Annotated in this window: 11 protein-coding genes; 5 read left to right on the top strand and 6 right to left on the bottom strand. The window is 31.0% G+C overall.

Annotation, left to right across the window (positions count from 1 at the left end):
- The first annotated feature begins 87 nt into the window (after positions 1-87).
- The 4 genes from HNV10_RS04010 (at position 88) to HNV10_RS03995 (ending at position 5,488) form a co-directional block, all read left to right on the top strand.
- Positions 88-1,041, top strand: coding sequence for an acetyl-CoA carboxylase carboxyltransferase subunit alpha (locus HNV10_RS04010; protein WP_173300070.1), 954 nt, complete (start codon positions 88-90; stop codon positions 1,039-1,041).
- 168 nt (positions 1,042-1,209) lie between these two features.
- Complete coding sequence (gene dnaB, locus HNV10_RS04005) at positions 1,210-2,745, top strand: replicative DNA helicase (protein WP_173300069.1); 1,536 nt, start codon at positions 1,210-1,212, stop codon at positions 2,743-2,745.
- 333 nt (positions 2,746-3,078) lie between these two features.
- Entirely contained in the window at positions 3,079-4,113 is a 1,035-nt protein-coding gene (locus tag HNV10_RS04000) for an AI-2E family transporter (RefSeq protein ID WP_173300068.1), read from the top strand.
- Between the two features lie 190 nt (positions 4,114-4,303).
- Positions 4,304-5,488, top strand: coding sequence for an asparagine synthetase B (locus HNV10_RS03995; protein ID WP_173300546.1), 1,185 nt, complete (start codon positions 4,304-4,306; stop codon positions 5,486-5,488).
- 85 nt (positions 5,489-5,573) lie between these two features.
- Here HNV10_RS03995 and HNV10_RS03990 read toward each other — a convergent pair whose 3' ends face one another.
- Positions 5,574-6,701 (bottom strand): hypothetical protein, encoded by a 1,128-nt coding sequence (locus HNV10_RS03990; protein WP_173300067.1) that lies wholly within the window; start codon positions 6,699-6,701, stop codon positions 5,574-5,576.
- Between the two features lie 300 nt (positions 6,702-7,001).
- On the opposite strand from HNV10_RS03990, the gene HNV10_RS03985 reads away from it, so the two are divergent.
- The gene (locus tag HNV10_RS03985; RefSeq protein ID WP_173300066.1) at positions 7,002-7,424 is read left to right on the top strand and encodes a secondary thiamine-phosphate synthase enzyme YjbQ; all 423 of its coding nucleotides are present in this window, start codon (positions 7,002-7,004) and stop codon (positions 7,422-7,424) included.
- Here HNV10_RS03985 and HNV10_RS03980 read toward each other — a convergent pair.
- The 5 genes from HNV10_RS03980 to thrS all read right to left on the bottom strand — a co-directional run bounded on the left by HNV10_RS03980 (position 7,398) and on the right by thrS (position 11,537).
- Positions 7,398-8,201 (bottom strand): HAD family hydrolase, encoded by an 804-nt coding sequence (locus HNV10_RS03980; protein WP_173300065.1) that lies wholly within the window; start codon positions 8,199-8,201, stop codon positions 7,398-7,400. The genes HNV10_RS03985 and HNV10_RS03980 overlap by 27 nt on opposite strands.
- A 103-nt stretch (positions 8,202-8,304) precedes the next feature.
- Positions 8,305-8,649, bottom strand: a complete 345-nt coding sequence (rplT, locus tag HNV10_RS03975) for a 50S ribosomal protein L20 (RefSeq protein ID WP_114309713.1) — start codon at positions 8,647-8,649, stop codon at positions 8,305-8,307.
- Positions 8,650-8,754: 105 nt separating this feature from the next.
- A complete protein-coding gene (rpmI, locus tag HNV10_RS03970) occupies positions 8,755-8,952 on the bottom strand; it encodes a 50S ribosomal protein L35 (protein WP_157364806.1) in 198 nt (65 codons plus the stop codon).
- A gap of 61 nt (positions 8,953-9,013) precedes the next feature.
- Positions 9,014-9,562 carry a translation initiation factor IF-3 gene (gene infC, locus HNV10_RS03965; RefSeq protein WP_173300545.1) on the bottom strand — a complete coding sequence of 183 codons (549 nt, stop codon included), beginning with the start codon at positions 9,560-9,562 and terminating at the stop codon, positions 9,014-9,016.
- A gap of 34 nt (positions 9,563-9,596) precedes the next feature.
- Positions 9,597-11,537, bottom strand: coding sequence for a threonine--tRNA ligase (gene thrS, locus HNV10_RS03960; protein ID WP_173300064.1), 1,941 nt, complete (start codon positions 11,535-11,537; stop codon positions 9,597-9,599).
- Positions 11,538-11,951: the final 414 nt, after the last annotated feature.

Raw genomic sequence — 11,951 nt, 5'->3', positions numbered from 1 at the left:
CTACTTTTAGATTATTATTTCTATAAAGTGAATTAGAATACGTAGGTTTGTATCCAACTAACTAAAAAATAACTAACTTCAAATTGTATGGAATACTTAGAGTTTGAATTACCAATAAAAGAACTAGAAGAACAGCTAGATAAATGTGAGATTATAGGAAAAGAAAGTGAAGTAGATGTTACTGAAACCTGTAAGCAAATAGAAAAAAAACTGGCTGAGACTAAAAAAAATATCTATAAAAATCTAACTGCTTGGCAACGTGTTCAGCTGTCTAGACACCCAAACAGACCTTATACATTAGATCATATTAAAGCACTGTGTGGAGATACGTTTTTAGAATTACATGGCGACAGAAATGTAAAGGATGATAAAGCTATGATTGGTGGTTTGGGTAAAATAGGTGATCAATCTTATATGTTTATTGGTCAACAAAAAGGATTTAACACTAAAACAAGACAATATCGTAATTTTGGAATGTCTAATCCTGAAGGTTATCGTAAAGCATTACGATTAATGAAATCTGCAGAGAAATTTGGAATTCCGGTGGTGACTTTAATTGATACTCCTGGCGCATATCCTGGTTTAGAAGCAGAAGAGCGTGGACAAGGAGAAGCAATTGCAAGAAACATACTAGAAATGTCAAGGCTTAAAGTACCAATTATTACCATAATTATTGGTGAAGGTGCTTCAGGAGGAGCTTTAGGGATAGGTGTAGGTGATCGTGTAATGATGTTAGAGAATACCTGGTATTCTGTAATATCTCCAGAATCTTGTTCTTCAATTTTATGGAGAAGTTGGGAGTTTAAGGAACAAGCTGCAGAAGCTCTAAAACTTACGGCAAAGGATATGAAGCGAATGAAACTTGTGGATCAAATTATAAAGGAGCCACTTGGTGGAGCTCATACTGATAGAGCTGCAACATTTAAGTCTGTAAGTGATGCAATTGTTAAGTCTTATGAAGAACTTAAAAACTTATCACCAAAAGATTTAGTGAAACAACGTATGGAAAAATACGATGCAATGGGAGTCTATAAAGACTAATTGTACTAAACATAGGCAACTATAAAAAACTGAAGTTTAGGCTTCGGTTTTTTTTGGCGCTATTAACAATATATTTGAGTTATTAACAGTTAGATTGTTGATGACATGTTAAGATTGTAAATTCAGCTTTAGCATTTTGTCTTCACTATTTCATTATTTTTGTTACTTATGAAACAACCCAATCCAGTAACTGGTTATAAAGTAGATAAAAGCACTATCATTAGCTTAGAAAAAGGTAAAATACCGCCTCAAGCACCTGATTTAGAAGAGGTTGTTCTTGGTGCTATGATGATTGATAAAAAAGGTGTTGATGAAGTTATTGATATTTTAAGTCCTGATGCTTTTTATAAAGAAGCACACAAATACATATTTGAATCTATTTTTAAGTTGTTTGAAAATAGTGAGCCTGTTGACTTATTAACCGTTTCTAGTCAATTAAAGAAAGATGAAAAATTAGATTTAGTTGGAGGTGATTTTTACCTCATTTCTTTAACTCAACGTGTATCATCTTCGGCACATATTGAGTTTCATGCTCGTATTATTCTTCAAAAGTATATTCAGAGAAGTTTAATTAAAATTTCAAACGAAATAATTGAAGAGGCTTATGACGAAACTAAAGATGTTTTTGATTTATTAGATACAGCAGAAGCCAAATTGTATGAAGTTACCCAAGGTAATGTTAAGAAATCTACAGAATCTGCGCAGAGTTTAGTAATTCAGGCAAAAAAGAAGATTGAAGAGATTTCTAATAAAGAAGGTATGAGTGGAATTCCTTCTGGTTTTGATAAATTAGATAAATTAACCTCTGGTTGGCAACCTTCAGATTTAGTTATTGTAGCGGCTCGTCCTGGTATGGGTAAAACAGCATTTACATTAACTATGGCTCGTAATGTTGCAGTAAATAGTAATGTTCCTGTGGCTTTCTTTTCTTTAGAAATGTCCTCTGTACAATTAATAACACGTTTAATTTCTAGTGAAACAGGTCTGTCTTCAGAAAAACTTAGAACCGGAAAGCTTGAAAAACACGAGTGGGAACAGCTTAACGTTAAAGTAAAAACATTAGAAAAAGCACCCTTATTTATTGATGATACACCATCACTTTCAATTTTCGATTTAAGAGCAAAAGCACGTCGTTTGGCATCTCAATATGGTATTAAGATGATTATGATCGATTATTTGCAATTAATGACAGCAGGAGGAAGCCAAAAAGGTGGAAATAGAGAACAAGAAATTTCTATGATTTCTAGAAACCTTAAGGCATTAGCTAAGGAATTAAGTATACCTGTTATTGCATTATCTCAATTATCTCGTGCTGTTGAAACTCGTGGAGGAAGTAAGCGCCCGTTATTATCAGATTTACGTGAATCTGGAGCAATTGAACAAGATGCAGATATTGTATCATTTATCTATAGACCTGAATACTATAAAATTGACGAATGGGATGATGAAGAACGCTCGCCAACTGCAGGACAAGGTGAATTTATTGTTGCTAAACATAGAAATGGTGGATTAGAAAATATTAGATTAAAGTTTATTGGTCACTTAGGTAAATTTGATAACCTAGATGATTTTGATACGCCTTTTGGAGGTGAATTTCATTCTAAAATGAATGCAGCAGCTAATGATAATACATTTACACCAGATAGTTTCCCTTCACCTTCTGATGCCTTTGGAGATCCAGAGGATGATGGAGTGCCATTCTAATTAGTTTAAAAATGAAAGAGTAACTCTAAAATATTGATGTATTTTAGTATTAATAAATAAGCAAGCCAGAAAATTAAACTTTTCTGGTTTTTTTGTTAAGATGTACGCTTATGAAAAGCAAATATTTATTAATATTAAATTTAAAATAATATTGGTAATTATTTATGATGATAAGTTTGCTTAACAAACGTTTTAGCGATATTTTTGACGTTTTATCGTGTTGTTTAAGTTTAAGAACGGTTTCAAAAGTTGTTTTTTAACAATACTTTAATCAAACAAAAAATTATTTTTCATTTACATTTGTAGTCATTTAAATAAATCCAAATCTGCCCCATGTTAGAGCAAAGACGTACAACTAACATTTTGTTGTTAATTATAGTAGTACCATTAGTATTTTACTTATTAAAGATACTCTCATTTATATTTATTCCTTTAATCTTTTCAATGTTTATTGCCTTATTGTTTTTACCAATAATGAGGTGGATGGGTAGACGTAAAATACCTAAAATTGTTAGTATTGTTATTATATTATTATTAGTAACTATAGGACTTAAAATAGGAATTGAGTTAATTCAATTATCGAGCAGACAAATTTTAGCAAATAACACAGAATTTTTATCTAAAGCTGAGTTAAAGCTAGCGGATCTTAAAGTTTATTTGTTTGATAATTTCGGAATTGCCTTTGAACAAGAACATAGTTTTATTGGTCAATTTTTTCAGAAAGAAAACTTAGGTTCAACATTAGGATTTTTAAATTCATTTTTAACAGGTTTATTAATGACTGTTTTTTTTGTAGTTCTGTGGTTAGCAGAATCTATCAACGTTCATAAATTATTAAATAATACAATTTTAAAACGAAAACATACCTCGATTAAAACCTTTATGAAGATTGAAAATGATTTAATTAAATTTATTAAAGTTAAGTTTTTGGTCAGTGCTTTAACTGGTTTGTTTACCGGATTAATGTGTGTGTTTTTTGATGTAAGTTTTCCAATATTTTGGGGATTATTTGCTTTTGCCATCAACTTTGTTCAGATGGTAGGCTCGTTTGTTTCGGTTATATTATTGTCAATTTTTGCTTTTGTAGAATTAGATCCTACGAGCACACTATTTTTCTTTATATTTTCAATAACTATGGTTCAGGTAACTTTTGGAGCTATTTTAGAACCTATCTTTATGGGGAAATCTTTTTCTATAAATGTAATTGCAGTATTAGTGATGCTAATGTTTTGGGGTTTTCTTTGGGGAATACCTGGTTTAATTATGGCAATCCCGATTACTGTATTTATTAAAATTATTTTAGAGCAATTTGAAAGTACAAAACTAATTGCAAGTATGTTATCTGGTAATGAATCTGACTTAGGTTAGAATTCTATAGCTTAATTGATATAATTAGTTATTGCCTTTTAAGGTCTTAAAAGAATGATAAAACCAGTCTTAATAGACTAAAATATCCTTATATTTCGTTAAAATATTAATGGACTTGAAAAAATATTTTATATTCTGTTTAGTACTATTTTTAAGTGTAAAGGCTTATGCATCTTATATTTTAATTCCTATGGATGCAGAAACACAGCAAAACCACCTTAAAGCCTATGGTGTTACCTATTGGACGCTAGAAAGAGAACTAAAAGTAAAGTGGTTGTTAAATTATAGAGGTGGATCGTTCTTATTACCTGATGCAGAAATTATTCAGCGCGAATGTCAAATTAGAGGGGTTTCATTTGAAGTTATTTCTAATACTAAAGCAGCTAAAATTTTAGAAGATATTGCGAGTCCTGCTGTAAATCAAGAAGCAGTAATATTAGAAAAAGCACCAAAAATTGCGGTATATACACCTTATGGTAAACAACCATGGGATGATGCAGTAACGATGGTATTGACTTATGCTGAAATCCCATATGAAACTATATATGATGAGGAAGTCTTAAATGATGAATTATTACTTTATGATTGGTTACACTTACATCATGAAGATTTTACAGGTCAATATGGAAAGTTTTATAGAACTTATAGATCTGCTTCTTGGTATATTGAAGAAAAGAAAAATGCAGAGGCATTAGCTGAAAAATTAGGTTATTCTAAAGTTTCTGAAGAGAAGTTAGCTGTTGCACTAAAAATAAGAGATTACGTTGTAGGTGGTGGATTTATGTTTGCTATGTGTTCTGCAACAGATAGTTTTGATATTGCATTATCTGCAGAAGGTGTTGACATTTGCGAACCAATGTTCGATGGTGATGCTAGTGATCCAAGTTATCAAAGTAAAATTGATTATAAAGCTACTTTTGCGTTTAAAGATTTCATCCTAGAACGAAGTCCAAATGTATATGAGTTTTCTAGTATAGACATGACTCAAAAACGTAAAATCCCTAAAACCACAGATTATTTTTCATTAATGGAATATTCTGCTAAATGGGATCCAATACCTACAATGTTAACCCAAAATCATACAGCATTAGTAAAAGGATTTATGGGACAAACCACTTCATTTACAAGAGAACAAATAAAATCTAATGTTTTGGTGATGGGAGAAAATAGAACCAATGGTGAAGCAAAATACATTCATGGAATAAAAGGAAAAGGATTTTTTACGTTCTATGGAGGTCACGATCCAGAAGATTATACACATAGGGTAGGCGATCCAAAAACTGAATTAGATTTACATCCAACCTCACCAGGTTATCGATTAATTTTAAATAATGTTTTGTTTCCTGCAGCTAAAAAGAAGAAACAGAAGACTTAAAACGATTTTTTTGAGTGATTGTATCTAAATAAAAAACTCGGTTCCAACAGAAACCGAGTTAAGAAATTATAAAATTTGTTTTGTCTCAATTAGAATAGTGAAAATAGGTTGCCCAATTGTTACCTGGAAAGTCACAACCATCAGCCCAAGCTGTTTCCTCACAATCACCTGAACTTTCGCAATTTATTGTTACAGGAACAATAAGAGGTTGATTAACACCATCATTAAGAACAATTATTCTATTTTCAGAACACTCAGGTATATAATTATCTCCATTTGTTAAAGCTAAATCAACAATTTCCATTCCTTTAACCGTATAATCACCAATAGGTAAATTTAGGTTAGAATTACACCCAACACAATCTTGATTGTTTAATAATTTCCAAAAAGCCCATTGAACATGTCCATATAAATATTCATTGCTTTCTAAAAGAGTATCAACATTATTAATCAACCAAAGGGCATTATCTATATTATCGGATTCCGAAATGATTGAAGATAAATCGTCACTTAACGAAAGCACATCAAAATCTTCATAACAAATATCTTGGCCAGAAGCATTGATTGCTAAGCTTACGTCTGCACACCAAGCCCAATATGTTCCTGCCAAATCTCCCTCTTCAACAACTAACTTAAAATATCCTTTTGCATTTTCTACTTCACGACCAGTTCTTAAACAAAAATCAAGAGTTTCTGGCAAAGAAGTATCAAATTGTATATCATCATAAGAATCTACACAATTAACAACACCGTGAGCTGCTATATATGTGCCTTTCGATATAGGAACTTCATATGAAAAAGAAGAAACACATCCGTGAGATTCGCTAAATTCAAAATGTCCATTTTTTGGATTTCCACCTCCTGACATTGGAAAATCTTCCGGAGTGTTAACCACAGATAAATGAGATTCAGATAGACAATATTCATTATTTGTTATATTATAAGTAATAATATAGTTATCTCCCTCAATGTCTACAGTAACTTCTCCTACTAAAATATTTTGACCTGCATATAAGTTTGTAGAGGAGATGATACTACATGCTTGTAATAAATTAAGATTAGTTCTATTTGAATTTCCTTTATTGCCTTTATTTCCTTTTTTATCGGCAGTTATGTCAGAGGAATCGATAGATTCATAGTCACAACTATATGCTCCAATTAATAACATCCCTAGAAGTATAAGAGTGAATTTTTTAATTTTTATTTGTTTCATAATTTTACAATAATTAGATTAATTTTAACATTGATACTATTAATCGTCGAATCTTTATTTTAGTTAAATAAAGAATAGTTTTATAATTTAGTAAATAAATTTTCATTTATTTATTATCTGTGATGATTTACTTAAATATCCGTTAAATTGATTTTAAAATTATGAGAATTAGCACATTAGAATAATTTTATTTATTATTAAAGGGGAAGTTTTAGTATTATATATTAGTAATTAATATGTTAACAATAAGAGCATACTCAAGTTTTAAATAATTCGGTATTCTTATAATTCAAAATATAAATGCAATTTTTTCAGCGAGAAATTAAACTAAGACAATTTTCTAGAGGCTTTCACCTTATAACATCGGAAATAATAAATGCTGTTCCAGAAATAAGTCAAATAAAAATCGGCCAATTACAAGTGTTTATTAAACATACTTCCGCAAGCTTAACTATAAATGAAAATGCAGACCCAACAGTAAGAATAGATTTTGAAAGCCATATTAATGAAATGGTGCCAGAAAATCAGAATTATTATAGGCACATTTATGAAGGAGCAGACGATATGCCTGCTCATATTAAAGCATCTTTATTGGGAGCTTCTGTACAAATTCCCGTTACTAATGGTAAGTTAAATCTTGGAATATGGCAAGGTATTTATCTCTGCGAACATAGAAATAGAGGAGAAGGAAGAAATTTAGTACTTACGCTTTTCGGCAATTAATTTTTCTAAAATGAGTTCTACACCAAAATTATCGTTAGATTTTGTTTCAAATTTAGCAATTGCTTTTACATTTGAATGTGCATTAGCCATAGCGTAACTATATTTGGCACATTTTAATAATTCTATATCATTATTATAGTCTCCAAAGGCCATAGTTTCGGAAGGTAAAATATTGTGGTGTTTTTGAAGAATTGTAATTGCATTTCCCTTATTATTAATGGCCTCAGAAATATCTACCCAATGATTTCCAGAAACTACAACACTAAGTTTAGGCTTTAAATGTTTTAGATGTGGATAAATATGTTCTTCAGAATTGATACTATGATATAATGCAATCTTAATAACATCATCTTCTATTTCATTTATAGAATCTATGAGGCTATAATTAGAATAATATTCAGCTAGAATTGTTACTATTTTATTTGGTGCTCTTTTTATATATGCTTTATGTCTAGTACAGAAGATAGGGTAGGTGTTTTCTATAGGTGTAACTAAATTATATAATTCATCTAGTTTTTCTGAATCTAATGAGTTGGATAGTAGTACAGCTTCATTCTGAATAATTAGCCCTCCATTTTCAGCAACTATAATTATGTCATCTTTTATAGTATGAAGTTTTTCAACGATGCTATAATAAGGTCTTCCACTTGCAGCAACAAATAAAATATTATTTTGTTTCAATTCCTTAAATACATTAAAGAATCTATTACTAACATTATGGTTTGAATTAAGTAATGTACCATCCATGTCAGTGACAACCATTTTAATTGTATTCATATGCTTTGTTTAGTTTTTCGAATTTGAGAAATAAAAAATCCGATTCAAACGAATGAACCGGATTTTTATAAGCGAAATGTTGTTATTAATTTGGCTAAAAGCCTTACTTAACTTTGTTTATAATTGCTTCAAAAGCTTCTGGGTGATTCATTGCTAAATCAGCAAGTACCTTACGGTTCAAGTCAATATTATTAGCTTTTAATCCTCCCATAAATTTTGAATAGCTCATTCCATGTTGTCTTGCACCTGCGTTTATACGCATAATCCATAACGAACGGAATGTTCTTTTTTTGTTTCTACGGTCTCTGTACGAATATTGCATCGCTTTATCAACCGCATTTTTTGCTACTGTCCAAACGTTTTTACGTCTTCCAAAGTAACCTTTTGCTTGCTTAAGAACCTTTTTTCTTCTGGCTCTTTTCGCTACTGAATTTACTGATCTTGGCATTTCTTTAATTGTTTTTTGTAGTAGGCGGTCAATTTAAATGACACTTGCTAAATATTTTTGCCTAACTCCAGGGTTTATAAATTGTTTTAACCGATTAAAACGATATTACTTTAAACGTAACATTGTTTTAATATTGTTCTCATCTGCTTTATCTACTAAAGCATCATGAGTTAACGCTAGCTTACGCTTTTTAGATTTTTTTGTCAATATGTGACTCTTAAAAGCGTGCTTTCTTTTGATTTTACCAGTGCCAGTTAGTTTAAAACGTTTCTTAGCACTCGATTTTGTTTTCATTTTAGGCATTTTGTCCTCTTTTAAATTTACGTTTCGCTTATTATCATATTGCTGAGTAACTCAGCATTTTTTACTTTTTCTTTGGCGAAATGAACATAATCATTCGCTTTCCTTCTAATTTAGGCATTTGTTCTACCTTACCAAATTCTTCAAGATCTTGAGCTAATTTTAATAATAAAATTTGCCCTTGCTCTTTAAATACAATGGATCGTCCTTTAAAAAACACAAAGGCTTTTAACTTTGCGCCATCCTTTAAGAATTTTTCAGCATGTTTTCTTTTAAATTCATAATCATGGTCGTCAGTTTGAGGACCAAAACGAATTTCTTTCACAACAACTTTGGTTGCTTTAGATTTTAGCGCTTTTTCTCTTTTCTTCTGTTCGTAAAGGAATTTTTTATAATCCATAACTTTACAAACAGGAGGCGTCGCATTTGGCGATATCTCAACAAGATCTAACCCTTGTTCATCGGCAATTAATAAAGCCTTTTTAACAGGGTATACACCTATTTCGACATTATCTCCGACTAGTCTTACTTCTTCAGATCTGATTTTAGAATTTATACGGTGTTTATCTTCTTGAGATACACGTCTTGTATAATTCTTTCTGTTTCTACGTATTGCTATGGCTTCTGTAATTTAAATTAAACTTATATTATTTAAAAGTCTTTAAACTTTTATTAACTCTATCATTTACTATTTTCACAAAGTCTTCTACAGTAATTGTGCCAAGGTCTTCACCACCATGTTGACGCACAGTTATTGTATTGTCTTTTTCTTCTTGTTCACCGACAATAATCATATACGGAAACTTTTGCATTTCAGCTTCGCGAATTTTCTTACCTACAGTTTCATTCCTGTTGTCTGTGAGGGCGCGAATTTCGTCATTTTCTAGCACATTTAAAACTTTTTCGGCGTATTTTTCATATTTCTCACTTATTGAGAGAATAATTACTTGCTCTGGCATTAACCATAAAGGGAAATTGCCACCTGTATGTTCTAATAAAATAGCCACAAAGCGTTCCATACTACCGAATGGTGCTCGATGAATCATAACAGGTCTGTGCATTTCGTTATCACTTCCTTTGTAAGTAAGATCAAAACGCTCAGGCAGGTTATAATCTACCTGTATAGTTCCTAATTGCCATTGTCTTCCTAATGCATCTTTAACCATAAAGTCTAATTTAGGACCATAAAAAGCAGCTTCGCCAGTTTCTACAACATAATTTAAACCTTTATCTATAGCTGCATTTAAAATTGCTTTTTCAGCTTTCTCCCAGTTTTCATCACTACCTATATACTTATCCGGATTTTCTGGGTCTCTTAAGGATACTTGTGCAGTAAAGTTTTCAAAACCTAAAGAACCAAAAACATAAAGAACTAAGTCTATTACATCCTTGAATTCTTTGTCTAATTGATCAGGTGTACAGAAAATGTGAGCATCGTCTTGAGTAAAGCCCCTTACTCTAGTTAATCCATGTAATTCACCACTTTGTTCGTATCTGTATACTGTACCAAATTCTGCAAAACGTTTTGGCAATTCTTTATATGAAAACGGCTTGCTATTATAAATTTCGCAGTGATGAGGGCAGTTCATTGGTTTTAATAAAAACTCTTCTCCTTCAGCTGGTGTTGTAATAGGTTGAAAACTGTCTTCTCCATATTTAGCATAATGTCCAGAAGTAACATATAATTCCTTTTGGCCAATATGAGGTGTAACGACCATTTCATAGCCTGCTTTCTTTTGCGCTGCTTTTAAGAAGTTTTCTAGACGTTCGCGAAGCGCAGCTCCTTTAGGTAACCATAAAGGTAATCCTTGACCTACTTTTTGGGAAAATGTGAATAGCTCTAATTCTTTGCCAAGTTTTCTGTGATCTCTTTTTTTTGCTTCTTCTAATAAATTAAGATATTCAGTTAACTCTTTTTGTTTTGGGAATGAAATACCATATACTCTAGTGAGTTGTTTGTTTTTTTCATCTCCTTTATAATAAGCTCCAGCAACACTCAATATTTTTACAGCCTTTATAATTCCGGTATTTGGAATATGACCACCACGACACAAATCTGTGAACGTTGAATGATCACAGAAACTAATTGTACCGTCTTCGAGGTTTTCAATTAGTTCAACTTTATAATCGTTTTTATCTTTATAATAAGATAATGCCTCTGACTTAGAAACATTACGCATTTTGAAATCGTGTTTACCTCTAGCTATTTCAATTATTTTATTTTCAATAGTCTTAAAGTCTTTTTCGGAGATTGAGCCTTCGGCTAAATCTACATCATAATAAAAACCATTCTCAATGGCTGGACCAACCCATAATTTTATATTCGGATATAATTCTTCTAAAGCTTGGGCTAATACATGCGCAGATGAGTGCCAAAATGCTTTTTTACCAGCATCGTCTTTAAATGTATATAAAGTTAGGCTACCATTAGTAGTTATTGGAGTAGTAATTTCAATAATTTTATCATTGAATTTTGCAGAGATTACGTTACGAGCAAATCCTTCGCTTATATCTTTAGCCACTTCAAACGGTGTCACATCTTTCTCAAAAGACCTAATCGAACCATCAGGTAGAGTAATTTTAATCATTATATAGTATAAATATTAGCTTACAAAGATAGTTCTATATATATAATAGACAAAGTGATGTTTCTATAAAATAATTATTGATTTATAATTTGAACAAAAAAGTCTTAAAAATCCGATGAGTTTATTGCCTTTATATAAGGAATATTAATACGAAGAATTAAAATTATAGATTTTACCTTTATAGTAGAAAATTATATTTAGAAAGATAATCGGTTGGATTTAGAGCGTTATTAAGTTGTTTTCTGTAATTTTCTGTAAATTACACAAAGGGTAGTTGTTTCTTTTTAAAAAAAACGCATTCATATGTATGTGGTTTCAAGGGTATTAAAAAAAAGGCAGAAATAAAATTAAAAAAGTAGTTGTGGGATTAAAAAAGGGTTTTATATTTGCACCCCGAAACAAAGACAACGAGTC

It is taken from the genome of Winogradskyella litoriviva (genome assembly GCF_013249065.1).
In the GTDB taxonomy this organism is placed as follows: Bacteria; Bacteroidota; Bacteroidia; order Flavobacteriales; family Flavobacteriaceae; genus Winogradskyella; species Winogradskyella litoriviva.
Note: the sequence above shows the minus strand (reverse complement) of the source record. Positions and strands in the feature narration are given on the sequence as shown.